18 protein-coding genes are annotated in these 25,148 nt (G+C 42.2%); 7 read left to right on the top strand and 11 right to left on the bottom strand.

Going from position 1 to position 25,148, the window contains the following annotated elements; translation table 11 throughout:
* Positions 1 to 316: 316 nt before the first annotated feature.
* The gene (locus HUS61_RS18735) at positions 317 to 1,237 is read left to right on the top strand and encodes a triacylglycerol lipase (protein WP_175083376.1); all 921 of its coding nucleotides are present in this window, start codon (positions 317 to 319) and stop codon (positions 1,235 to 1,237) included.
* A 309-nt stretch (positions 1,238 to 1,546) separates the two neighbouring features.
* On the opposite strand, the gene polA is transcribed toward HUS61_RS18735, so the two are convergent.
* A complete protein-coding gene (polA, locus tag HUS61_RS18730) occupies positions 1,547 to 4,282 on the bottom strand; it encodes a DNA polymerase I (RefSeq protein ID WP_175083375.1) in 2,736 nt (911 codons plus the stop codon).
* A gap of 511 nt (positions 4,283 to 4,793) precedes the next feature.
* On the opposite strand from polA, the gene elbB reads away from it, so the two are divergent.
* The 3 genes from elbB to HUS61_RS18715 all read left to right on the top strand — a co-directional run bounded on the left by elbB (position 4,794) and on the right by HUS61_RS18715 (position 8,783).
* The gene (gene elbB, locus HUS61_RS18725) at positions 4,794 to 5,444 is read left to right on the top strand and encodes an isoprenoid biosynthesis glyoxalase ElbB (protein WP_175083374.1); all 651 of its coding nucleotides are present in this window, start codon (positions 4,794 to 4,796) and stop codon (positions 5,442 to 5,444) included.
* 182 nt (positions 5,445 to 5,626) lie between these two features.
* On the top strand, positions 5,627 to 6,019 hold the full coding sequence (locus tag HUS61_RS18720) for a cytochrome c5 family protein (protein ID WP_054561160.1): 393 nt from the start codon (positions 5,627 to 5,629) through the stop codon (positions 6,017 to 6,019).
* Between the two features lie 199 nt (positions 6,020 to 6,218).
* On the top strand, positions 6,219 to 8,783 hold the full coding sequence (locus tag HUS61_RS18715) for a diguanylate cyclase domain-containing protein (protein ID WP_175083373.1): 2,565 nt from the start codon (positions 6,219 to 6,221) through the stop codon (positions 8,781 to 8,783).
* Here the strand turns inward: HUS61_RS18715 and rep are convergent.
* A complete protein-coding gene (rep, locus tag HUS61_RS18710; protein ID WP_054561162.1) occupies positions 8,773 to 10,785 on the bottom strand; it encodes a DNA helicase Rep in 2,013 nt (670 codons plus the stop codon). The two genes, HUS61_RS18715 and rep, sit on opposite strands and share 11 nt — an antisense overlap.
* A gap of 111 nt (positions 10,786 to 10,896) precedes the next feature.
* Here rep and HUS61_RS18705 point away from each other — a divergent pair, with 111 nt between their 5' ends.
* Positions 10,897 to 11,160, top strand: coding sequence for a ubiquinone biosynthesis accessory factor UbiK (locus HUS61_RS18705; RefSeq protein ID WP_054561163.1), 264 nt, complete (start codon positions 10,897 to 10,899; stop codon positions 11,158 to 11,160).
* Between the two features lie 44 nt (positions 11,161 to 11,204).
* On the opposite strand, the gene can is transcribed toward HUS61_RS18705, so the two are convergent.
* The 7 genes from can to ilvG all read right to left on the bottom strand — a co-directional run bounded on the left by can (position 11,205) and on the right by ilvG (position 19,654).
* The gene (gene can, locus HUS61_RS18700) at positions 11,205 to 11,867 is read right to left on the bottom strand and encodes a carbonate dehydratase (protein WP_062568501.1); all 663 of its coding nucleotides are present in this window, start codon (positions 11,865 to 11,867) and stop codon (positions 11,205 to 11,207) included.
* A gap of 18 nt (positions 11,868 to 11,885) precedes the next feature.
* On the bottom strand, positions 11,886 to 13,064 hold the full coding sequence (locus tag HUS61_RS18695; protein WP_175083372.1) for a methyltransferase: 1,179 nt from the start codon (positions 13,062 to 13,064) through the stop codon (positions 11,886 to 11,888).
* Between the two features lie 49 nt (positions 13,065 to 13,113).
* Entirely contained in the window at positions 13,114 to 14,109 is a 996-nt protein-coding gene (locus tag HUS61_RS18690; RefSeq protein WP_175080898.1) for an ABC transporter substrate-binding protein, read from the bottom strand.
* A 140-nt stretch (positions 14,110 to 14,249) separates the two neighbouring features.
* Entirely contained in the window at positions 14,250 to 15,800 is a 1,551-nt protein-coding gene (gene ilvA / locus HUS61_RS18685; protein ID WP_054561166.1) for a threonine ammonia-lyase, biosynthetic, read from the bottom strand.
* 2 nt (positions 15,801 to 15,802) lie between these two features.
* Positions 15,803 to 17,659 carry a dihydroxy-acid dehydratase gene (gene ilvD / locus HUS61_RS18680; protein WP_175080896.1) on the bottom strand — a complete coding sequence of 619 codons (1,857 nt, stop codon included), beginning with the start codon at positions 17,657 to 17,659 and terminating at the stop codon, positions 15,803 to 15,805.
* Positions 17,660 to 17,762: 103 nt separating this feature from the next.
* The gene (ilvM, locus tag HUS61_RS18675; protein WP_054554110.1) at positions 17,763 to 18,008 is read right to left on the bottom strand and encodes an acetolactate synthase 2 small subunit; all 246 of its coding nucleotides are present in this window, start codon (positions 18,006 to 18,008) and stop codon (positions 17,763 to 17,765) included.
* Positions 18,005 to 19,654 (bottom strand): acetolactate synthase 2 catalytic subunit, encoded by a 1,650-nt coding sequence (gene ilvG, locus HUS61_RS18670; protein ID WP_058585968.1) that lies wholly within the window; start codon positions 19,652 to 19,654, stop codon positions 18,005 to 18,007. The genes ilvM and ilvG overlap by 4 nt, the downstream gene beginning before the upstream one ends.
* 535 nt (positions 19,655 to 20,189) lie before the next feature.
* Here ilvG and HUS61_RS18665 point away from each other — a divergent pair.
* Positions 20,190 to 21,068: a TraB/GumN family protein gene (locus HUS61_RS18665; RefSeq protein WP_175080897.1), complete on the top strand. Its 879-nt coding sequence runs from the start codon at positions 20,190 to 20,192 to the stop codon at positions 21,066 to 21,068.
* Positions 21,069 to 21,094: 26 nt separating this feature from the next.
* Here the strand turns inward: HUS61_RS18665 and modF are convergent, their stop codons facing one another.
* Entirely contained in the window at positions 21,095 to 22,552 is a 1,458-nt protein-coding gene (gene modF / locus HUS61_RS18660) for a molybdate ABC transporter ATP-binding protein ModF (RefSeq protein WP_175083371.1), read from the bottom strand.
* A gap of 129 nt (positions 22,553 to 22,681) precedes the next feature.
* Between modF and HUS61_RS18655 the strand changes: the two genes are divergently transcribed.
* Entirely contained in the window at positions 22,682 to 23,305 is a 624-nt protein-coding gene (locus tag HUS61_RS18655) for a hypothetical protein (RefSeq protein ID WP_062566584.1), read from the top strand.
* A 13-nt stretch (positions 23,306 to 23,318) separates the two neighbouring features.
* Here HUS61_RS18655 and HUS61_RS18650 read toward each other — a convergent pair whose 3' ends face one another.
* Positions 23,319 to 25,070, bottom strand: coding sequence for a response regulator (locus HUS61_RS18650; protein WP_175083370.1), 1,752 nt, complete (start codon positions 25,068 to 25,070; stop codon positions 23,319 to 23,321).
* Between the last annotated feature and the right edge of the window lie 78 nt (positions 25,071 to 25,148).

Raw genomic sequence — 25,148 nt, 5'->3', positions numbered from 1 at the left:
GAGTGAGCCGTTATAGCAAACTGGGGAGAAGCTATCAATACGTTGCACCCTTTCAGATGCATCATCAACAGGATGTCCTACAGGATGAGGACGGCGCGGACTTTAGCAAATAGCAGATTAAAAATAAATTGCATAACCGCAGAAACAACACAAATTGATAAACATATAACGAAACACTAAAACCTTCTTTTCTTATTTACTTAAAACTAACATTACAGCGAACCGTAATTTAGGGTATGGTGAATTAAAAGCACACTTAAATCAGGCTTTTTTAAGGCTTGTTAGTGATAAAAATTGCAGTAGAAGAGTAAAAGGTATGAAAAAAATCCCCTTAATTTTATTTGCTACCTTACTTTTTTTAATGACCCCCTACTGCCATGCCAAAAAAACAACGACACAATATCCGGTAATTTTAGTTCATGGGCTCATGGGGTTCGATAACCTACTCGGCCTCGATTATTTTTATAATGTGGCTGCAAGTCTCAACCAAGAGGGTACCTTGGTGTTCACGCCAGCGGTCTCTGCTATTAATAGCTCTGAAGTAAGGGGCGAACAATTACTCACTCACGTAAAAGCTATTTTAGCACTGACAGGCGCCAATAAAGTAAACTTGATTGGTCACAGCCAAGGCGCGCAAACAGTGCGCTACGTTGCTTCAATCAGACCAGATTTAATTGCCTCAGTAACCAGTATTGGCGGTGCAAACTATGGCAGTGGCATTATTGATTTAATTAGACAAAAACTACCTGCAAATTCTCAAGCAGAACATACCGCGCGGTTCGTATTTGATGGGGTTGGTGAGGTCATTTCACTGCTCTCAGGCCACAGCCAATTACCGCAAGATACACTCGGTGCTTTAAGTAGCTTAAGTACACAGGGCGCTGACGTATTTAATCAAAAATACCCTGAAGGTTTACCAGAAAATAAGTGCGATCAAGGTCAGTTAGTTGCCGAAAATGGGGTGTACTATTTTTCGTGGAGTGGTACAGCAGCACTCACCAATATACTTGATCCAACCGACTTGCCCATGCTGCTTGGCTCGTTACTTATTTTAGGTAAAGATGATGGCCTAGTATCGCGCTGCAGCAGCCATTTAGGACATGTCATCAAAGATGATTATGAAATGAACCACTTAGATGAGATTAATCAGTTTATTGGTTTGCACAATTTTCGGGAAGTTGACCCTATTGAGCTTTATCGTCAACACGTAAAGCGGTTGCAGGAGTTGGGGTTTTAGTTAACGAGTAATGATTTATTTTTGGGTGAGTCGGGTCGCACGAAGCGATGTTCTATATATAGAAGCGATCAGCTTTCAGCCTTCAGCGGTCAGACGCGCGAAACAAGTTTCACGCCTACTTGTAGCAGCGGCTTTATGCCGCGACCCTTAAATTGGAAGCTAGATTCGAGATAAATACGGTATAACGGTCAAGCAAATCGCTAACTTTTAGTCTGAAAGCTGACGGCTGATAGCTGACAGCTCTAACTTTCCCCTAGAAACTCGCTAACTTTTAACCTGATAGCTGACAGCTCTCACCTATTGCGACTATTAGTGCGCCTGTTGCCAGTTGTCACCGCTGTCGGCTTCAACAATCAGAGGCACATCAAGAGTCGCGGCTTCAGACATTAGCTTACAAATTTCAGCTTTATAGTCGTCAACACACTCTTCTTTAATTTCGAACACTAATTCATCGTGCACTTGCATTAGCAACTTCACTGAACCTTCAGCTTGCGCGTTCACCCACTGATGAACTTTTAGCATCGCTTTTTTGATGATATCAGCAGCAGTACCTTGCATTGGCGCGTTGATCGCAGCACGCTCAGCGGCTTTACGACGAGCACCGTTACGGGCATTGATTTCTGGTAAATGTAAACGACGACCAAAAATCGTTTCTACATAGCCTTTATCAGCCGCTTTTTCACGGGTTGTTTCCATGTACTCAAGTACGCCAGGGAAACGCTCGAAGTATTTATCAATATAATGCTGTGCTTCATGACGTGGTACGTCTAATTGGCGTGATAAACCAAATGCCGACATGCCATAAATTAAACCGAAGTTAACCGCTTTCGCTTTACGACGCATATCGCTGGTAACCTCTTCAAGGCTAACCCCAAAGACTTCTGCCGCCGTAGCACTGTGTACATCTAAACCATTCGCAAACGCAGTTAATAGCCCTTTATCTTGTGATAAATGCGCCATGATACGTAATTCAATTTGGCTGTAATCGGCAGCCACAATTTTATGGCCTGGTGCAGCAATAAAGGCTTCACGAATACGACGACCCTCTTCTGAACGAATTGGAATATTCTGTAAGTTAGGATCCGTTGAACTTAAACGCCCTGTTGCTGTTACAGCTTGATGATAAGAGGTATGCACTCGCTTAGTGCGCTCATTAACCATTAGCGGAAGTTTATCTGTGTAGGTTGATTTAAGTTTAGATAAACCACGGTGCTCAATAATCACTTTTGGTAATGGATAATCATGAGCAAGTTCTTGCAATACTTCTTCTGCTGTCGAAGGTGCACCCTTAGGTGTTTTCTTGATAACAGGCAGCTCAAGTTTTTCAAACAAAATAGCTTGCAGTTGCTTAGGTGAGCCTAAGTTAAATTTTTCGCCTGCAATATCATAAGCTTCTTGCTCAAGCTCTAACAGGCGCTCGCCTAAACGTTGGCTATGAGCTGCCAGCATGTTGCTATCAATTGCAACACCAGTACGCTCAATATCAGAAAGCACTGTGACAAGTGGTAACTCAATATCTTCGAATACTGACTTCAACTGGCTATCAGCATCAATTTTTGGCCATAACACTTGGTGAAGACGTAGCGTTATATCGGCATCTTCAGCAGCATAAGGCGCCGCTTTTTCTAGCTCAATTTGGTTAAACGTTAACTGCTTTTTACCTTTACCGGCAATATCTTCAAAACTGATATTTTTGTGGCCTAGGTATTTCAGTGCCAACGAGTCCATATCATGACGGCTACCTACACTATTAAATACATACGACTCCAACATAGTGTCGTATTTGATACCCTTTAACTCGAAGCCCGCATTTGCTAACACGCTTTTATCGTACTTAAGGTTTTGTCCCACTTTCGCTTTGTTTTCGTCAGCTAAGATTGGGCCAATTTTTGCCATTACGGTTTCTAAGCTTAATTGTTTTGGCGCATCAGGGTAATCGTGAGCAACTGGAAGATAAGCCGCTTCACCGGCTTTAACCGCAAAGCTCATACCAACCAATTGCGCTTGCATATAATCAAGGCTGGTTGTTTCAGTATCAAAAGCAAACAATTCAGCGTCATTTAACTGCGCCACTAAGGTATCTAGCTGCTCTTCAGTTAAAATAGTTTCGTAGTGTGCATCAGCAACTTTTGGTAGTTCGTTAGCTTCAGTTGGCACATCTAAATGCGTATCAGCGTCTTTAGGGTTATCAAGTAGTTCAGCTAACCAACGGCGGAACTCACACTCACCATAAAGTGCAATCAGTTCGTCACGATTAGGCTCTTGCAGCTTAAAGGTTTCAAGATCTGACTCAACCTCAACATCACACTTAATTGTTGCTAATTCATAGCTAAGTGGCAGATGATCAAGTGCTGCAGCAAGTTTTTCACCAATCTTGCCTTTAATTTCACCTGCATGATCAATGACACCTTGCAATGATCCATATTTTTGTAACCATTTCACTGCTGTTTTTGGACCACAGCCATCAACACCTGGAATGTTATCGACCTTGTCACCCATTAAAGCAAGGTAATCAATGATCAACTCAGGACCAACGCCAAACTTCTCAACCACGGTTTCTGGATCTGAAATGCTATCTGTCATGGTATTGATCAGCGTGACATGTTCATTAACAAGCTGCGCCATATCTTTATCGCCAGTTGAGATCAGTACATGACGCTGCTGCTCTGACGCTATACGCGCAAAGGTACCAATAACATCGTCAGCCTCAACACCTTCAATACTAATCAGCGGGAAACCCATTGCTTTAATAATGTTATGTAGTGGTGCGATCTGTGTGCGTAAGTCATCCGGCATTGGCGGACGATTCGCTTTGTATTCACTGTACATGTCATTTCTGAAGGTTTTACCCTTGGCATCAAATACCACCACCATGTGCGACGGATCATATTGCTTGATCAAACTCTTAAGCATATTAACTACGCCATAGATTGCGCCTGTCGCTTCACCTTTTGAGTTAGTAAGGTGCGGTGGCGAATGGTATGCACGGAATAAATAAGAAGAACCATCTACAAGAATAAGTGGATTTTCAGGGATCTGAGCCATGGTGAAATTGGATCCTAATTGAATAACATTAAATTGTTTGTAAGCATGCCATAAGGCCATGAAGAAAACGACTGTGAATTATTAACCAATAAAGGTTTATGACAGAGCAAGCTGTGGATAACTTTGTAGATAACAGACAGAGTTAATTCTCCCGAAATGAAAAAACATTTAGGAAGATTTTATAAGTTCATGTTTTGATTTAAAAAAGATATTACGGCGTTCTTTTTTTATTATTTTTGTCCGATGTGGAAAACGGTTTTAGTAGCGATAACCTTTTGCTTATTCGATACCGAATTAACATCCCTTTTCATAACCGGAGGAGTATTCTAGCATAATGGATCAAAGATCATAGCGATCCTTTATACTTTTTTTTTCGTTAGTAATTTATAAAAAGGCATAAACAGCTATTCATCACGCTTTGCGAGTTATCAAGCGACGAAAATTTTTTATTTTGTCGCCATGCTCGTATCCTTGTTAAACTAAAGCTAGTCGCATTAAGGAGAGTTCAAAAATGAAAAAAGTTGCTGTAATTTTAGCTGGTTGCGGTGTTTACGACGGCGCAGAAATCAATGAAGCCGTATTAACCTTATTACATATCGCAAAAGCAGGCGCGAGCTATCAATGCTTCGCACCCGATATCGAACAAATGCACACCATTAATCACCTAACCGGTGAAGAAATGACACCTAACCGTAATGTGTTAGTTGAAGCTGCGCGTATTGCCCGTGGTGAAATTAAAGCGCTGACTGAGCTAAATGTAGATGAATTCGATGCCTTGATCGTACCAGGTGGCTTTGGGGCCGCGAAAAACCTATCTGACTTTGCTGTTAAAGGCGCAGATGCCCAAGTTCAAGGTGATGTACTGACAACTGCGAAGGGCTTTGTCGATGCCAACAAAGCAGCAGGTTATATATGTATTGCTCCTGCCATGCTGCCGCTTATTTATGGTAAAGGTGTAAAAACAACCATTGGTAACGATGCAGACACCGCTGCCGCTATCGAGCAACTCGGCGGAGCGCACCAAAGCTGTGCTGTTAATAATATCGTTGTCGATTCTCAGCATAAAGTGGTCACAACCCCAGCCTATATGTTGGCCCAAAGCATTTTAGATGCTGATGCGGGTATCGAAAAATTGGTTAACAAAGTATTAGAGCTTGCTTAAACATCAAGCTAAGAGCCAGTATTTAATGCTGGCTTTTCTTGCGCTAACGCAAAAAAATGACGGTTTTTCTCAAGAAAAAGCCTTTTAGATCATTTTATAAATTGTGGCTTAGCGTTATAATCGTTCTAATTTCCGTCAGATATCGTGATTGATCACGTTCAAATCGAAGTGAGCAAGGCAAAATGAAAAAACTATCAGCTGCATTATTACTGCTAGCAACAACGGCATATGCACAAGCGTATGACAACTCTTTGACTGAAGATGCAATTAAAAAGCGTCTAGCGCCAATTGGTTCTGTATATCTAGAAGGTGATAAAGCTGCGGTCGCTGCTGAACCTACAGGTCCTCGTTCTGGTGAACAAGTTTACCAAGCAGCATGTTTTGCTTGTCATGGCACTGGCGCACTAGGTGCACCTAAATCAGCTGATGATTGGGCTCCTCGTATTGCTAAAGGCATGGATACATTACTTAACCATGCAATCAACGGTTTCAACGCGATGCCTCCTAAAGGTACGTGTATGGACTGTTCTGATGAAGAGATCAGCGCTGCTATCGATTTCATGACTAGCAAGTAACAGTTTAAAACTAATACTAAGGGCTTAATTTTATTAAGCCCTTTTTTGTGGCTGCTTTTAGCCGCTAGACTAATGCTGTAGCCAAATACGCCCCATCATAAATTACTATTTTGTTAACACCTGTTACTTGACGATCTAATAAAAAAGTGGAACTATAAAGGACGAAATTTAAACAACAATAAGATCTGGTTCTAAATCATTGGAAGATTCAGCAACACACATTGATAAGCTAGGCCGTAAAAATGCTCGCTTAAAATCGCTTTTACAAAAGTATAAGCAATCACATCACTTGCAACATGCTCTTTTACAATTATCAGAGCAAGCAAGCACTGTTGCCGAATTAACCCTGCTCTACCCTGCTATCCACAACATTCTGCAAGACTATATCCCAAGTAAAAACTTCTTCGTTGTGTTGCATAACCCGGTTTACGATAACCTTGAGCTATCTTATTTTGCCGATGAAAAAGATGGTCTTTCAGTACCGTTAAAATATGAGCAGTACTTTAAAGAAGGCCTCACAGGTTACGTATTTAAACAAGGTAAAACCTGTTACTTTACCAAACAACAAACAGAGCAAGCGGTTGAACAAGGCTTACTTAAGTGCTTTGGTACGCCAGCTGAGCATTGGGTTGGAGTGCCCGTCTATCGCGATAAAGTCATTATTGGCGTCATGGTCGCGCAAAGCTATGACAATAAGCAAGGCTATTCTGAGCAGCAAATTGAGTTGCTCGAAGCGATGTCACTGTATTTAGCGACAGCGATTGAACGAGTTAAAAAACGTGAGCTGCTCGAATCTGAAGTTAAAATTCGCACCCGTGCACTGACACAAAGTAACCAAGCACTCAACGACGAAATTCAACAACGTAAAAATGCGCTAGAACGCCAACAGATCTTGTTTAAAATATCTGAGCTGGCAACGCAAAGTAAAAACCTCGACGATGTATATCAGCATGTTCATAACATTATAAAAAATATTACCTATGCAGATAACTTATACATCGCATTGTATGACCAACAGTCACATTGGTTAAGTTTCCCTTACTGCGTCGATGAATTTAACGATAATGGTAAACCAAGGCCATTTGCTAAAGGTTACAGTGAACTAGTGCTCAGCACTGAAAAGTGCCAAGTCATAGACAGTGAAAGAGCAAAAGAGCTAATCAAGCTTGGCGTAGTAGAAAGACCCGTTAATGTACCACCAGAGCGCACCGCGACGAGTTGGTTAGGTGCTCCACTTAAAACATCACAGGGCGTTATTGGTCTCATTGTTTGCCAAGCTTACAATAATAAGCATGAATTTAGTCAGGATGATTGTGAGCTAATCACCTTTGTATCGCATCAAATTGCTAATGTTATTCAAACTCATCTAGCCAACCAAGAGTTAAAGCTTAGTCACCAAAAGCTTGAGCACCGGGTCACTGAAAAAACCAAAGAACTTCGCCAAGCCAATATGCACCTGCAAATGCAAATTGAAGAGCGTAAAAAAATAGAACAACAGCTGTACCACGATGCACACCATGATTCACTAACCAGTTTACCGAATCGCAGTTTATTCTTAACTCAACTCGAAAAAACATTGCAGCACTACCAGCGCTATCCAGAGCAGCAGTTTGCAGTGCTATTTATTGACCTTGATAAATTTAAAGACATCAACGATCATCTTGGTCACCAAGCGGGCGATCAATTTTTAATTGGTGTTGCCGAGTCTTTCTCGCATTGTATTCGTGAGCATGATTTGCTTGCACGTTTAGGTGGTGATGAGTTTGTGATATTGCTCACTCACTTAACAGAGCAACAGCAAGCCCAAGATGTTGCCAAACGTATTATCGAAATTATGAGAAAACCTTTCTGTATGAAGGGTCAGTGCATTCAAAGTGGTGCAAGTATTGGTATTACCTACTCAAAACCAAGCTACAAGCACACCGATGAAATTATACGTGATGCGGATGCAGCCATGTATTACGCGAAAAATGCAGGCCGTAATCGCTTTGAATGTTTCCATCCGCTGCTTAATGCCAGCAATATACAGCATGATGCTGACAATATGCATCACTTAGATGATTTGCCTATGCACTTTAGAAGTGCCGAAATCATTACCTTGGATGAGCAAACTCGTGCAGAGTCTTTACTCGAAGCATTTGGTGAACACCCAGTACTTGGTAGCACCAGCTTTGAAGTGCTTAAGAAGTTTGCGACCGATAGAGTTCAGCACTTTGAGGTTGAACTTAATTTACTCAAACAAGCATTCAGTTTAGTAAGTGACAGTAATCTAGAAAAAGTACTGTTCCCTTGCTCTGGTTTAGTCCTTGAACGTATTAATTTTCAAGCACTATGTAAGCTATTAAAAGCCCACGATGCAAATAGAATGTGTTTATTATTCAATGAACAAGAAATTCGTTATGCATCAGCGGTACAAATTGAAAATTTAAAAAACTTGGTCTCACAAGGATTTTCGATTGGTTTGAATGAATTTGCTAAAGATCGCTGTGAATTAAACTTACTAACAGAATTCCAATTCGATTACTTGTTATTAAGTTCAACATTCAGTAAGCGTGTACTACAGCAAGAAAACTATCATCTACAACTGCAAGGTGTGCTGGCGATTACTAAGCTGCAAAATATCCAAGTAATCGCGAAAGGCCCGTCAATTTTTAACTACCGCACGTTACTCGATAAGCACGGATTGTCATTGTTTATTGGTAAGCAACATGCGCTGGCGCCCTTCGAACACGAAGCACCGAGCGCACAATTTATTACTTCTTAAGCATTGCTCTTAGATTAGCTACACGAGCTTGGCCTTTTTCCATGCGCTCAGCCTGTGAAGACGGTGGCTTTTTCGCTTCGAAGGCTAAATCATCTTGTGGTAACTCTTGCACAAAGCGACTAAGCTCAGTATCTGACGTTTCACCAAATTGACGACGTAACTTAGCATAAGTCATTACCAGCTCTTGCTGTGCACGCGTAATACCTACATAAGCAAGACGACGCTCTTCTTCAACGTTATCTTCATCAATACTTACTTGGTGCGGTAATAAGCCTTCTTCCATGCCAACCATGAACACATACGGATACTCCAAACCTTTTGAAGCATGCAGTGTCAGTAATTGTACCGCGTCAGATTCGTCTTCTTCTTCGTTACGCTCAAGCATATCGCGCAGGGTCAGTTTACTAACCACTTCAGCAAGGTTCAGCGGCGGGTTGTCTGCGTCACCTGTTAGCATGTCGGTGATCCAACGATAAAGCTCTGAAACGTTTTTCATACGCATTTCAGCGGCTTTTGCACTCGGTGATGACTCATAAAGGTATGCTTCGTAGTTAATTTGCCTAACTAACTCTTTCACTGCTTCAAGGGTATCGCCCCGTACCGCATTATCAGAAAGCTCAACCACCCAGCGGGCAAAACCAGCTAAAGCATTAAAACCACGGCCCTTTAATCTGTGCGCAAGCTCAGGCTCAAAACAGGCAGCAAATAAGCTGATATGCTTTTCATTAGCAAGGGTGCCGAGCTTTTCAAGTGTGACCGTACCAATCTCACGGCGTGGCGTATTTACAATACGTAAAAAGGCATTGTCGTCATCTTGGTTCACTAATAGGCGTAAATACGCCATGATATCTTTGATCTCTGAACGCGAGAAAAATGACATGCCGCCGCTGATTTTATAGGGAATGCGGTTGCTCATAAGTGCTTTTTCAAACACGCGCGCTTGGTGATTACCACGATATAAAATCGCGTAATCTTTATAGCTGGTGCGCTTCATGAATTTATGAGAAATGATCTCTGCCACCACTCGCTCTGATTCATGCTCTTCATCACGACAACCAATCACTTTGATAGGCTCACCATAGCCAAGCTCACTGAATAGCTTTTTATCAAATTCATGGGGGTTATTAGCAATCAAAATATTCGCCGCTTTTAGAATTCGCCCTGCGCTACGGTAGTTTTGTTCAAGCTTAATTAAACGTAGGCCCGGAAAATCTTTACTCAATAGAACAAGGTTTTGAGGCTTAGCACCACGCCATGAGTAAATTGATTGGTCGTCATCGCCTACCACGGTAAAACGAGCTCGTTCACCCACCAATAACTTAACCAGCTGATACTGACTGGTATTAGTATCTTGATACTCATCCACCAGCAAGTAACGAAAACGCTGTTGCCAACGCTCACGGGCAGTGGCATTTTGGCCTAACAATAAAGTAGGGATCATGATCAGATCATCAAAATCAAGGGCATTATAAGCACGTAATTGATTTTGATAACGCGCATACAGCTGAGCAAACAAGGCTTTTTGCGGCTCACGGGCTTCGCGAACAGCACGCTCTGGTAGAATCAACTCGTTCTTCCAACTACCTATTTGCATCTTCAGTAGATTGAGTAAATCTTTGTCTTTTTTAAGTTCTTCTTCGGTCAGCTCAGCTAGTAACTGGTTGGTATCTTGATCATCAAACAACGAAAAACCAGGTTTAAAACCTAACGTCGTTAACTCTTTTTTGATGATCTCAAGCCCAAGGGTATGAAACGTTGAAACCCATAAGCCTTTCGACTCTTGTTTACCCAGTGTTTGCGTTACACGCTCGCGCATCTCTTTTGCCGCTTTATTGGTAAAGGTTACCGCCGCGATATTGCGCGCTTGATACTCACACTTTTGCACCAAGTAAGCGATTTTATTAGTAATAACACGCGTTTTACCAGATCCCGCACCGGCTAATACCAGACACGGTCCACTGATATACTTTACCGCTTCATCTTGTTTTGGGTTGAGTTTCATAAGCCCCTAAAGAAATTATCCAAAGACAGGACGGGCAATTTTACCGTAATCACTACACTACGCCTAGCCAATAAGGTAAGATTGTTTTTTTACGTGACTCAAGGGACGAAGATGATCAACCCAGCAAAACTTGAAGAAATCGCTAAGCAAATTACTGACAACATGCCGCAAGGCGTGAAAAACCTTGCCGAAACAGTTGAAGGCAAAACAAAGCAAGCTATTCAAAACAAACTTGCTGAGATGGACTTTGTAAGCCGTGATGAGTTTGATATTCAAAGCCAAGTACTTATTCGTACTCGTGAAAAACTCACTGAGCTTGAAGAGAAAGTTGCACTACTCGAGCAGCAACTTGCTAGCAAACAAGACGAACAATAAAAAAGGAGAGCGAATTAGCTCTCCTTTTTTCTAACTAGCTAGTTTTAGCTTTTTTCTGCCACGCGTTCAAATACGCGCTTAACGGCAATACCGTAGGTATCACTAGCTTCTTCAGCACAGGTCACAACCGACTCAAGATCATTAAGATGACCATTTGCTAAGCCATAAACCCAACCATGAATTGTTAACTCTTGGCCTTTCGCCCAAGCATCTTGCACAATGTTAGTACGGCACACGTTACGTACTTGTTCGATAACGTTTAGTTCAATTAGGCTATTTAAACGCTCTTGCTCAGGTAATGCATTGAGTTGTTCGATGTGTTTTTCTTTTACATCACCTACGTGGCGTAGCCAGTTATCAATTAAGCCAAAACGTGCTTCGTTTAATACTGCTTGAACACCACCACAGCCGTAGTGACCAACAACCATGATGTGCTTCACTTTCAGTACTTCAACAGCGTATTGCATTACCGAAAGACAGTTATGGTCGGTATGCACAACAACATTTGCCACGTTACGGTGAACAAATAGCTCACCCGGTAATAAGTCTACGATTTCGTTTGCAGGTACACGCGAGTCAGAACAACCGATCCACAGGTACTCTGGGTTTTGCTGCATTGATAGAATTTTGAAAAACTCAGGATCATTTTCACTCGTACGCGCTGCCCAACGTCTATTATTTTCGAATAAATTTTTTAACTTTCTCATTGCGCCTCTTTACGGTATTTAATAATTAGCTTGGATCAAGATATTCCTTGGTGTCAGCTGCTTTTCGCAAAACGTACTAACTGTTACTTGATACCCTTGTTGTTGCAAATATAAAGCACGATCGAGCACGAGCCAAACTTCAATTGCCCTTCTGAACACATGTCGGACGAGTTCAACTCGCTCAGTAACCCTTTTGCGCTTTTTACCTATTTCTAAAAATTTATTGTAATCAATGCCTTCTGGTAAAGGTAATGATTTTTTCTCAGCTGCCCACAAACAAAATGAGCTAAACGAATCAGAGAAGATCGCTTTGTTCACTGATGGCACACTCACATAGTGCATTTCACCGGTTATTGATTTACGTAACGCATCAAATCCAAGACGCCATTCAACCTCTGTTTTTCTTACCTTATCAACTCGGCTCGGTGCTGTTACCGTTTCTTGCAGCGCCAGTTTTAAATCGCGATGAGTAAGCACAAGTTGACTTTGCTTGGCAGGCTCGCTCATTGCTTGATAGGCGTTATCTGTGAATAAATGATAACAGCATGGTGAAAAACTGATTTGTTGGGTTTTCGCTTTGCTTGCTTGCTGCATAAATGTTTGATGCAGACGACCACAAGCATGCAAAGCAACTGCATGCTGCTGGCTTTCAAAAAAGCCATCAGTATCATCGGTTAATACATCTGCTTGTGAAAACTGCATCGCCAATTGCTGTTGTTTAGCACTGTGTTGACCTTGGTCGCACAAGTGTTGTTGTAGCTCAATGCTATGTACACTTGGTGCTCCATTGAATGCCAACATGCGACCTAAATGCCCTTTACCTGCGCACCATTCTAGAACGGGCTGGTTTAATGGCTGCTGACTGATCGCCGCAACAAAGTCTTGTAGTTGCTCAAACTTACGGCCTTTAATGCCATTACTTATCCAAAACGGAAATTCATTACGGGCAGCACTTATCGCTGGCAACTCACATAATTCTGCCAGCTTTTCGATGTGTTCGATTTCATCAGTAAAATAACGATATAAAGCCTGCTGATCGGCATCAAGTTCACTCACTTGTTGGTCATCAAGCGCCCATAATAAGTTGCCTAATTCAGGCCAAGGAAGATCATCAAAATCAAATGCGGTACATTGCCAGTATTGGCGTGTTGAAAATAGCAGTGCATCTAAGGCAGCAAAGTGCTCGGCAAGTGTCATAACTACTTAGCGACAAGAAATAAAAAGCAGTATAACAGATTTATCTTATTTAACGTCGGTTACTACTGATCAAACGAATGTACAATGGCACACATGCAATACTTAGAATGATGGCTAGGATCAGCATCCAAGATAGCTCAAATCCTTCTGTTTGTTGTTGATCATACATAAAGCCATCAAAAGCCTGATCAAACTCATCCTGATCTAAGCCATATAAATCTGCAATCAAACGCCACTTTGCCATCGACATATTGCCAAGATTAATGCCCGGTGGTTGGATATAGCTTGCTAACACATGCGCTTCATAGGCCAGCTCTTGTACGCTTTTATGGGTGGCATAGTGCTGCTTGGTTACATCGATGCTTTCTTCTAAATGTAATAAGGCATACCGCCACCCTTTTAAGCTGGCACGATAAAAGCGCTCAACAACCTCTGGCTTTTTCGCTAAAAACTGCTCAGAGGTATATAAAATATCGCCATACACATTCAAACCAAACTTTTGCGGGCAAATGAGTCGGTGACCGACTCCTTGTAATGTCATCGTGTAAGGCTCATTGGTGACATAAACTTGCACCGCATCTAAATCACCGGCAAGCCACTCTTTAATACCGCCTTCATGGCTAGCTGCCATCAAGCTTTCTAGGCTCAATCCAGCACGCTGTAACATTACCAGCAATTCAGCATTTTCAATTGAGCCGATTTTACTTAGCTTTTTACCAGCAAAGTCTCTTGGCTGAAAAATATCTGAGTTATTTTTTACCATCCAGCAGTAAGGTGAAAACTGCAGTATGGCTCCAAGGGCAACAACCGGTGCGCCTTGCTGACGCTTTTGTAATATGCCTGAGTGGGTAATGGCGAAGTCGGCTGTACCGCTTAATACTTTAGGGAAGGTATCTGGGTGGTTTGGATCAGCAGGAATAATAGAGACATCAAGGCCAGCTTCCTTATAAAAGCCTTTTTCAGCAGCCATATAATAGCCTGCAAATTGGAACTGGTGAGTCCATTTTAACTGTAAGCTAACTTTATCAGCACACTGTGCGCTCATAGAAAGTATTAAACAGATTAACCCTAATAGGCTTTTTATACCTTGCACGCATCATCCTTGCTTGAAACCGTGCATTAACTATAGGAAAAATAGAGAAAAAAACAAGGCTGCTAATTAGCAGCCTTATTCAGGTTTTATAACTAATTAGCCACTTTCACTGCGCTCAACTCCTGACCTTGGCTGGTTAGGAACTGGGTGAAACATGGATTGTTTGTTTCATCTTGAACGTTGTATCCCAAACGGTTCAAATGCTCATTGAATACTTCATAATCACTCGGTTCGATAGCAAAGGCCGCCAGCACATTACCAATCGCTCCACCATGGTTACGGTAATGGAATAAAGTAATATTCCAATTACTACCAAGAGTATCTAAGAATCGCGCCAGTGCACCTGGGTATTCAGGAAACTCAAAGCGTAATAAACGCTCATGAAGTTGAGCTGGCGCTTTACCACCCACCATATAACGAATATGCAATTTAGCCAGTTCGTTATCTGATAGATCGCAAAACGTGTAGTCGTTTTCTGTCAGTGCTGCTTTTAATTCATCAAGCTCTTGCTGCCCTTGCCTTAATGCAATACCAACAAAAATTTGCGCTTCGCCGGGACCTGCATAACGGTAATTAAACTCGGTGATAGCTCTGCCACCTAATGAGTTACAAAACTGCTTAAAGCTACCCTTTTCTTCTTTTATGGTCACGGCAAGCAGTGCTTCGTTCTTTTCACCAAGTGCCGTTCGCTCTGCAACATAACGTAAGCGGTCAAAGTTTAAGTTTGCACCCGATAAAATCGCAGCTACGTTTAAGCCTTTAACACCATTTTGTTGGCACCACTTTTTAAGGCCCGCTGTTGATAGCGCCCCTGAAGGCTCCGCTATAGCACGAGTTGAAACAAAGATATCTTGCATTGCGGCGCAGATTTCGTCGCCCGTTACAGTGACCACTTCATCACAAAACTTTTGCGCTAAACGAAATGTTTCTGTGCCGATAACTTTTACGGCTACACCATCAGCAAAGCTACCAACACGGTCAAGCTCAACGGGCTTGCCTGCTTCAAGCGCTGCTTTTAGGCAAGCACTCTCATCAGCTTCAACACCAATGACTTTGATATCAGGACGTAACGACTTAATATACACCGCCATGCCTGCTAGCAAACCACCACCGCCAACAGGAATAAAAACAGCATCAAGGTCGTTCAATTGCTGCATTAATTCACGGGCAACGGTACCTTGGCCAACAATCACATCAGGATCATCAAACGGTGGCACAAACACCCCGTTACGCTGCTCTGTCAGCTCTAAAGCATGGGCTTTTGCTGCATCAAAATGATGGCCGTGTAATACCACTTCACCACCGAGTGAACGTACTGCATTCACTTTAATTTCAGGTGTGGTGACTGGCATCACAATCGTAGCTTTATGGCCTAAAAATGAAGCACTGAGTGCAACGCCTTGTGCATGGTTACCCGCTGAGGCTGTGATCACATCAGAACCTTTTGGCAACTTGCTCAGTTTATGAAATGCACCACGAAGCTTAAATGAATAAACCGGTTGTTGGTCTTCACGCTTTAACCACACATGGTTGCCTAGCCGTGCACTAAGATCAGCCATTTCGCTGACCTCAGTGACTTTTGCAAGGGGCTCCATGTTCGCTTGGATAATAGCGCGAAAGTAATCGAGCTCTTGAGAAACCATAATTAACTAAGCTCCTCAAGTTTTGCTAAATCGCGAACAGCTCCTTTGTCTGCACTGGTTGCAAGTAACGCATAGGCTTTAAGTGCAGATGAAACATAACGGTCACGATCAAGTGGTTTATAAGCATCTTTACCGCGTGCTAGTTGCTTTTGTTTACGCGCTTCAAGCTCTTCATCAGACAACGCCAAAGTGATTTCACGGGTTGCGATATCAATGATTATTTTATCGCCATTTTCAACATAAGCGATTGCACCACCGCTTGCTGCTTCTGGTGAAACATGACCAATTGATAAACCCGATGTACCACCCGAGAAACGACCATCGGTGATAAGCGCACACTTTTCACCTAAGCCCACTGATTTTAAGTAACTCGTTGGATACAGCATTTCTTGCATGCCTGGGCCACCTTTTGGTCCTTCGTAGCGAATTACCACAACATCACCGGCTTTTACTTCACCGTTAAGAATGCCTTCAACCGAATCATCTTGTGATTCGTATACAACCGCAGGGCCTTCAAAGTGCAGCATTTCTTCAACTACACCAGCACTTTTAACAATACAGCCATCAAGAGCTAAGTTACCTGAAAGTACAGCTAAGCCACCATCTTGACGAAAGGCATTTTCAACACTGCGAATACAGCCGTTTTCACGGTCATTATCAAGTTCTGGCCAGCGGCACTCTTGGCTCATTGCTTTTGTCGTACGGATACCAGCAGGGCCTGCTTTATAGAATTTTTGCGCCACTTCATTATTCGGATCGGTGGCATCCCATTTAGTCACCATTTCGGCCATAGTGTGACCTGCTACGTGATCAACAGTTAAATCGACAAGGCCAGCCTTACCTAGTTCACGAATAATTGCCATCATGCCACCAGCACGATGCACATCTTCAATATGATATTTATTGGTTGCAGGCGCCACCTTGCAAAGGAAAGGAGTTTTACGAGAAAGCTCATCGATGTGCGACATATCAAAATCAACACCCGCTTCTTGCGCTGCAGCTAATAAGTGTAAAACCGTATTTGATGAACCACCCATAGCAATATCAACTACCATTGCATTCATAAAAGCAGTGCGATTAGCAATAGCACGTGGTAATACTGCTGCATTATCTTTTTGATAATACTCACGGCATAAATCAACAATGCGCGCCCCCGCTTCAACGTAAAGTTGTTTACGGTCTTTATGCGTAGCAAGTGTGGTACCGTTACCCGGCAGTGCTAAACCAATCGCTTCTAATAAGCAGTTCATTGAGTTGGCAGTAAACATGCCCGAACATGAACCACAAGTAGGACATGCTGAGCGCTCTACTTTTTCAGAGTCTTCATCGCTTACTGTGGTATCAGCGCCTTTTACCATGGCATCAACTAAATCAAGTTTAATGTCGATATCAGCTAGGCGTGTTTTACCCGCTTCCATTGGACCACCTGATACGAAAATAACCGGAATATTTAAACGCAGTGCTGCTAGCATCATCCCCGGGGTGATTTTGTCGCAGTTAGAAATACAGATCATGGCATCAGCACAGTGTGCATTAACCATGTATTCCACAGAGTCAGCAATTAAGTCACGCGATGGTAGTGAATAAAGCATGCCGCCGTGACCCATTGCGATACCATCGTCGATCGCAATAGTATTAAATTCTTTTGGTACACCACCGGCTTCGGTGATGGTTTCAGCCATTAGCTCACTAAGTTGGTTAAGGTGAACATGACCCGGTACAAACTGAGTATATGAGTTAACAACAGCGATAATTGGCTTACCGAAGTCTTTATCAGTCATCCCTGTTGCACGCCATAAAGCACGCGCCCCTGCACGTTTGCGACCTTCTGTTGTTGTTGCACTTCTTAATTTAGCCATAATTACCTCAGTTGTTGCAGTGGCATGCCACTGACTTCCTCATTCCTAATTTATTTCTCACTAAAGCATCAATCTGACTGCTCTAGTTACCTGTTGATTTTTACTAGATTGCTTGTTGTTGAAATTGGTTTTCAACATTGACGTGTTTCACATCAACCAATTTATTTAACTGTGATGTTAGTAGATAAATTGGCTTATCGCTGTCTACCGTCATAGTGACGTGAAACGCTTCATCTGCCATTTCTAAATTCATGGTTGTTAGGTCAAAGCCGCGATGACGTGCAACGCGTAAAAAGCGCTCTACAGCGACACTTTGATTCTTTAGCGCAATCGTTAGGGTGTGTTTCATTTTACTGTCTCCGTCATCATTTCATCATTGGCAGCACCGGGTGGTACAAGCGGCCATACATTTTCTTTATCATCTATGCAGGCATGCAGAATGTATGGACCTTCACTATTTACTAACGCATCAACTGCAGCATCGACTTCATCTGCTTTAGTGATGGTTTGACCTGGAATGCCAAACACCGCTGCTAACTGCACAAAATCAGGATTATCTGAAAGGTTTGTTTCAGAATAACGACCTTCAAAAAATAGCTGCTGCCATTGACGTACCATGCCTAAGCGCTGGTTATCTAGGATTAGAATTTTAACTGGCAGATTGTTACGGCGAATTGTTGCCAGTTCTTGAATGTTCATCATAATTGAGCCATCACCCGACACCGTGATCACAAAGTCATTTGGGCGCGCAACTTGAGCGCCGATAGCGGCCGGTAAACCAAAGCCCATGGTACCCGCACCACCACTACTTAAATGATTACTTGGGTGGCTAAACTTCATGTGCTGTGCCACCCACATTTGGTGCTGACCCACATCACAGCACACAACACCCGTTGATGGCATTTTTTGGCTTAGCTGGTTTAATAAATAAGGGGCAAATACTTTCTCGCCTGGATAGTCATAACGCCATGCATGTTCTTTCATCATGCTTTCGATGTGCGTTAACCACTCATCAGGCGTTACAAAACAATCAAGTTGCGGTAATGAGGTTTTTAAATCTGCGACTAATGATGCTTTTGCAGGCTTACGCTTACCAACCTCTGCCGCGTCGATATCAAGGTGTATCACTTTTGCTTTTGCGGCAAACTTGCTTAAATTGCCAGTAACACGGTCGTCAAAACGAGCACCGATACAAACCAAAACATCACACTCTTGCACTGCTAGGTTAGCCGCTTTACCACCATGCATACCTAGCATGCCAAGGTCATATTCATAATCAGGTAATACACTGCCTAGCGCTTTTAGAGTTGATACCGCAGGCATGTGAGTTTTTTCTAAAAACTGCATAAGCTCGTTTTGTGCATCCGCAGCCTGTACGCCACCACCGATATACGCCACAGGGCGCTGCGCTTCACTTAAGATTTGGTTAGCTATCGCAACTTGGTTTGCGTCTAATTTAGGTAAATGATCTTCGGCGGCTAACCAAGGGTGGAATGGTACTTGCGCCATTTGGATGTCTTTTGGGATATCAACTAATACAGGACCTGGGCGGCCGCTTTGCGCTAGGTGGATGGCTTCTTGTAGTATTTCGGCTAAATCTTCAGCCCTTTCAACCATGTAACTATGTTTAGTACATGATAACGACATACCTAACACGTCCACTTCCTGAAAGGCGTCGGAGCCTATCGCTGCGGTAGGTACTTGCCCTGTGATTGCAAGTAACGGCACTGAATCCATCATCGCATCAGCAAGGGCTGTTATTAAGTTAGTCGCACCAGGGCCTGATGTTGCAAAGCACACACCTAACTTGCCTGTGCTGCGGGCAAAACCTACAGCTGCAAAACCCGCTCCTTGTTCATGACGCGTCAAATAATGTTTGACTGGCGCACCGTACAAAGCGTCGTAAATAGGCATGATGGCACCACCTGGGTATCCAAAAACATCCTTAACGCCATGTTTGGCTAATAAATCGATTGTTAACTCTGCGCCTGTCATCGTAAATCCTCATTCCTCAGTGACATTGTGTATTTGCTGCGACTCAAACCTTAAAACGAAAAAGCCCCCCGGACTGTTAAGTGCGGGGGGCTTTTTAAATGCTTCACTTTTCTCTAAGCACTAACTAGCCCCCGCGGTAATAATAATCACCACGACGTTAATTAGAATTAGAGAAAGTTTGTTTGTAAGCATTTATCTGTAACCAAATTCTGTTCATTTGTAGCGGAAATCTAGCCATCCCGCTGTCTTTTTCTATTAGTACCGCGCTGGGGCCTGTAAGTCAAGATAAAAATCAATTCAAAAAACAGGCTAAAAAGCAAAATTAAAGAAATAAATATTCAACAATTTCACATATGAAGATTTATATTTCACTATTTATTAAAAATTGAAATTTCATACCTCGTTATTTGCTATTATATGATTGATTAATTTTTAGCAATTAGATGTGATTTTTCTGCATAAAGCCGATTTAATTTAACGCCTCAAAGAAAAATTAGTTTAGTATTGAAAAAACCACGTTATGAAAAGGAAAGTTATGAAATTCGTCCAGCGTATAAATGCCCTGTTTTTTATGGTGCTACTGCTTGGTTTTAGCCAATATACACTTGCAGAGCCGGGGTTATGGAAAGTAGAAAAAAACGGCGTTGCTTCTTATTTATTCGGTACCGTGCATGTTGGCGATAACAGCATGAAAGGCTTGCCAAGTAAGGTAACAAAAGCACTCGATAACTCAGATAAAGTCATTGTTGAGGTGGATATCAGCGCCATTTCACCAATGGAAATGCAGCGTCGCTCATTACCATTTATGATGCTGAAAAATGGCAAAACCTTACAATCAGAATTATCACCAGAAAACTATGCAAAACTGCAAAAGTACTTTGCTGATAAATCAATTGATATTGCAATGTTTAAGAATTTAGCACCATGGGCGGTGATGGTCACCATGATGCAGATGGAGTTCCAAAACGTTGGTTTTTCAGATCAATACGGCATCGACAAGCAAGTACTTGCTTACGCCCAAGAACATAAAATATCTGTTGGTGAACTAGAAACTCTTGAACGCCAAATGGAAATGTTTGAGCACTTAGCAATTATGAATGACAAGATGATCGAAGAAACATTCGAGCAACTTGCAGACGTAGATACCTACTTTTTTGGTCTTATCAAGGCTTGGAAATCGGGTGATATGAAAACACTTACGCAGTTTTACAATGAAAGCTTTGATGACTCTCAATATGGTCAACTAAGCGAGCAAGTGATGTTGATAGACCGTAACAACAATTGGGTTAATCAACTATCGACTCGCATCGGTAAAGAAAAGCTGTTCATTGCAGTGGGCGCTTTGCACTTACCAGAGCAACACGGTTTATTGAAGCAATTAACAGATAAAGGTTTTACCATTACCCGTATCTAAATGATTTCAATTATTAAAAAAGCGCCTTATGGCGCTTTTTTTGTGAAATCTGCCATATCTAAATAATTGTTGATACCGGCTATTTTGTCACTCGCGTGGTGATTAACATACACCACGGTGCTGGTGCCTGCAGCACAGATTTTTTCTATTAGTAATAACACGCGTTGCCTATTCGCTTCATCTAGGCCTAAGCAAGGTTCATCAAGGATCAATAAATTAGGGTGTTTAACCATAGCCCGAGCAATCAACAATAAACGCTGATCACCAAAAGACAGCTGGCTAAATGAACTGCTTTGCTTGTCACTTAATCCTAATAACGCTAACCATTTTTTGGCTATGGCAAGTTGCTTATCGGTGGCTTTTTGGTAAAGACCAATGCTGTCATAAAAGCCCGAAACAACCGTATTGAGCGCAGTGATACTCACCCGATAATCCATATGTAGCGCGTTAGAAATATAACCAATGTGTTGTTTAATTTGCCAAATACTCTCACCGCTTCCGCGCTGGTAGCCAAACACCTTGATATCATTGTTGTAACACTGCGGGTTATCACCAGTGATAAGGTTCAGCAAACAAGTTTTACCTGAGCCATTTTTACCTGTTAACTGCCAATGTTCGCCTTGGTTAATTTGCCAGTTTAGTTTTTCAAAGATAGCCTCGCCGCCATAACTCACTGCTGCGTTATTGAGCCTAACCAGCATAGAATCTGTGAGCGGAGGCGCTTGATGGTCAATATCAGCATCAGGTATTTGTAACTGAGTATGAGTGAGATGCAATAGCTTGAGTAAATCATCGCGCTGCTCAGGTGAAGGTTTCGCTAATTGCTCTGTGACATGACCCTCTTTAACGTAGGCGTAATGATCAACAAAGTCAGGGATCTCAGTTAAGCGATTGAGCACAAAAATAAGGGTCGTTGTTTTGCTAAGCTCTGCGAGTAGCTGATTAAGCCCAGCCATTGCCATGACATCTAAGCCATCAAAAGGCTCATCAAGCACAAGTAAATCTGGTCGACCTATTATGGCTTGGATCAGCATCAGTTTGCGGGTTTCACCGGTCGATAAATCGCGAAATGCCTTGCTAAGTTTGTCACTAAAATCAAATAGGCTTATTAACTGCTGTAGCAAATCACTATCAAGCTGTTGCTCGTCTCGACCTGCAATAATTAACTCATAAACCGTACTCGAAGGCGTAACGCCATCAATAATATCATCTTGATCTTTAGTTAGCTCAGCCGCAAGGAGCTGCTTTTGGCTGTCTGGCGAAACCAATGCTATACGCTCAAAGCTATTCTCATACTGGCCTTTTTCTATTTTCGCAAAACCGGCAATGGCAGCTGCCACGGCCGATTTACCTGCCCCATTCGCACCAAGTAAAACCCATTGCTGCAATGACGAGACATTGATATTGAGATCATCTAAATAATAAACGTCATTGCCCAGCCCCTTTAGGCTAGCTTTAACATTAACCAACTGCACTTGTTGCACTTTGAATCCTCATTCTAAGTTACCGTTAGCTTGACGTTACCGTATTCGATAAAAAATTAAAAATCGTTTAAACCTTTTTTGAACACAGCTGCGACTAAGGTATAAAAGGTCATCAACAGGAAACAGACAATGAAAAAATTACTTTGTGTAGCAGCTATAGGCTTAGCACTAACAACAACATACGCAATGGCAAAAGACTCACGTGAACTAAATCACAACTTTGCTGTGAGTGGCGCAAGCCAGCTTGATATTGATTTTCCGGTGGGCAGCTTAGAAGTCGAAAGCTATGACGGTAGCGAAGTCGTCGTTACAGTTCGCATTGAACCAAAAAATGACAATAGCTGGTTCAGCTCTGATGTCGATTTATCAGATATTGAATTAAGCCACTCGCAAAGTGCCAGCTCACTTAGCTTAAAACTAGATAATGACGACATTCAACAAAACTGGCATGTAAAAATGCCTAAATCGATGGCAATTGATGTTGAACTTGGTGTTGGCGATATTGAAATTAACGACGCAAGTAATTCAGTTGAGATTGAGCTTGGTGTGGGCGCGGTAAGAATTGATAGCGCGCTTGATGATTACAAACGTATCGAGCTTGATACGGGTGTGGGCGACACTAAAATACGTGGCTTAAAAAATGACGGGAACACCAGCCGTAAAGTGGTTAGCTCGCATTCAAGCTATCGTGGCAATGGCCAATACGATATCGAAGTCGAAGTGGGTGTTGGCGACATTAAAGTAACAAACTAATTTAACGCTTTAGTTATCCCTGTGAGCTCTCAGTAAATAAAATGCTGAGAGCTTTTTGCACTGAATCCAGCGTGATCGGTTTGTAAACGTGCAAGTTTGCTCCAAGTTCGTATACTCGTTGTAAATCATCATTCGATGTATTGGCTGTCACCACCAAAATTGGCACCTGCAGCCCCTGCTCATTACGAATAATATCAATCGCTTTAAAGCCATCCATAACTGGCATATTTAAATCCATAAAAATTAAATCGTAATGCTTATCTGAGGCTTTATCTGTAGCAATTAAACCATTTTCCGCCACATCAAAGCTGTAATTTAAATGGCTAACCATGCGCCCTAAAATGGTGGCGTTGAGTGGGTTATCTTCCACAATTAAACAATGTAAAGCTTTCGGCAGCGGCGCTGGCATTGCTGATTTAGGCGTGCTTTCTAGTTCTAAATTAATTAACACTTTCACACCTTGTGGCTCAGCATTAAGAAATTGGATTTCTCCTTTTAATGCTTTCACAATGTGCATAACTCTAAGCAGTCCCGTTTTTAAGCCTTGAAAGTGTTGCTCTGAGTCATTTTCGTAGCTAAGTAAATCTGTCGGCGGCTTTTCAAAGCCTTTACCGTTATCTTGTATTTCCATTACAAAGTGCTGCTCACCTTGGCATGCAGCGGTTACGGCAATACGGCCTTGGCTTGGAGTAAATTTAACGGCATTGTTAATGATTTCAGCAACGATTTGCGTCAACCTTGCATGGTCAGTGCTCACCTCTTTATCGAGTGAGTCAGCTAAGTTCACGCTCAAGGTAATACCTTTATCGTTACAGGCATATTCATAGGGTGAGATAGCTTGCTTTAATGTTGATAACAAATTGCTGCTAGTAAAACTTAACTGCCATTCACCCGAGGTTAGCTGCTGTAAATCCATTAATTCGTCTAGCATGGCCACCAGCCTATTAACGCAATAAAGCGCCTGCTGTTTAGTCAGCTGCTGACTGTCGCTGATATCAAGCGCTTCGATGGATGCGGTTAAACCTTGCAAAGGTGTTCTAAATTCATGACTAGTACGGGCAATAAAGCGCTCTTTATTTTTATTAACACGCTCAGCGAACTCTTTTTGTTCTTTGTACTTAGCAATATTTTTAGTGACCAGTTTCTCCATAGGTTTAAAAATGAAAAATAGCTCAAGTGCTAATAACGTCATGGCGAGCAACCAAAACAATAACTCTAGCACCGCCAAAAACGTGACTTTCTGAACTGATTTTTGCTCGAGTAACTTAACCGCTTGGTCTAGCTTTGTGAGCAGTGCTTCAAGCTGATTGCTAACAAATGTTGAGCGGTCCACATAGGCAAAATCATCGGTATTGTTTAATAGCTGCTGTGCTTTACTCACATAGCGCTTTACATGTTCATCTAACGCGGTCGGCGGCGAGAAATAATGGGCCTCAAGCGCCTCATTTAAATGAATATAGTGACCTTGCTCATCTTGCTGAATTAAAAATTGATGCCCTGCAATAAATTGCTCAACCGCTTGTTGCAATAGCCTTCGGTGTTGCTGTTGAAAATGATCGGATTCATGATAAATGAGTGCATTGCCATACAAGGCAATTTTTTGTGACAGCATACGTTGTTTACCGGCAATATTGATGACCTTGGCATCACCCTTTTGGATATACAAAAGGCTCTGTATCAAGATAGCTGATACAGAGACCAATATGGCAATCGCCAATAACCCCCAGCGATATCGTTTTCGGATATCTGTGACTAGCTGCAACATGCTTTACTCATTATTTTTTAAAATAATTGTAGTTCATAGAATACAAGAAAGCCCACTTGAAGTGGGCTTTAAACATGA

It is taken from the genome of Pseudoalteromonas sp. 0802, assembly GCF_013350085.1.
In the GTDB taxonomy this organism is placed as follows: domain Bacteria; phylum Pseudomonadota; class Gammaproteobacteria; order Enterobacterales; family Alteromonadaceae; genus Pseudoalteromonas.
This window is presented reverse-complemented; position numbering and strand designations above follow the sequence as displayed.

Excerpts from the sequence above, each read along its gene's own strand:
- HUS61_RS18665 (WP_175080897.1), top strand. The coding sequence starts at position 20,190 with ATGAAATTCGTCCAGCGTATAAATGCCCTGTTTTTTATGGTGCTACTG.
- HUS61_RS18650 (WP_175083370.1), bottom strand. The coding sequence starts at position 25,070 with ATGTTGCAGCTAGTCACAGATATCCGAAAACGATATCGCTGGGGGTTA.
- HUS61_RS18655 (WP_062566584.1), top strand. The coding sequence starts at position 22,682 with ATGAAAAAATTACTTTGTGTAGCAGCTATAGGCTTAGCACTAACAACA.
- ilvM (WP_054554110.1), bottom strand. The coding sequence starts at position 18,008 with ATGAAACACACCCTAACGATTGCGCTAAAGAATCAAAGTGTCGCTGTA.
- HUS61_RS18705 (WP_054561163.1), top strand. The coding sequence starts at position 10,897 with ATGATCAACCCAGCAAAACTTGAAGAAATCGCTAAGCAAATTACTGAC.
- HUS61_RS18690 (WP_175080898.1), bottom strand. The coding sequence starts at position 14,109 with ATGAGCGCACAGTGTGCTGATAAAGTTAGCTTACAGTTAAAATGGACT.
- ilvA (WP_054561166.1), bottom strand. The coding sequence starts at position 15,800 with ATGGTTTCTCAAGAGCTCGATTACTTTCGCGCTATTATCCAAGCGAAC.
- can (WP_062568501.1), bottom strand. The coding sequence starts at position 11,867 with ATGAGAAAGTTAAAAAATTTATTCGAAAATAATAGACGTTGGGCAGCG.
- ilvG (WP_058585968.1), bottom strand. The coding sequence starts at position 19,654 with ATGACAGGCGCAGAGTTAACAATCGATTTATTAGCCAAACATGGCGTT.
- polA (WP_175083375.1), bottom strand. The coding sequence starts at position 4,282 with ATGGCTCAGATCCCTGAAAATCCACTTATTCTTGTAGATGGTTCTTCT.
- HUS61_RS18720 (WP_054561160.1), top strand. The coding sequence starts at position 5,627 with ATGAAAAAACTATCAGCTGCATTATTACTGCTAGCAACAACGGCATAT.
- elbB (WP_175083374.1), top strand. The coding sequence starts at position 4,794 with ATGAAAAAAGTTGCTGTAATTTTAGCTGGTTGCGGTGTTTACGACGGC.
- HUS61_RS18735 (WP_175083376.1), top strand. The coding sequence starts at position 317 with ATGAAAAAAATCCCCTTAATTTTATTTGCTACCTTACTTTTTTTAATG.
- rep (WP_054561162.1), bottom strand. The coding sequence starts at position 10,785 with ATGAAACTCAACCCAAAACAAGATGAAGCGGTAAAGTATATCAGTGGA.
- HUS61_RS18695 (WP_175083372.1), bottom strand. The coding sequence starts at position 13,064 with ATGACACTTGCCGAGCACTTTGCTGCCTTAGATGCACTGCTATTTTCA.
- ilvD (WP_175080896.1), bottom strand. The coding sequence starts at position 17,659 with ATGGCTAAATTAAGAAGTGCAACAACAACAGAAGGTCGCAAACGTGCA.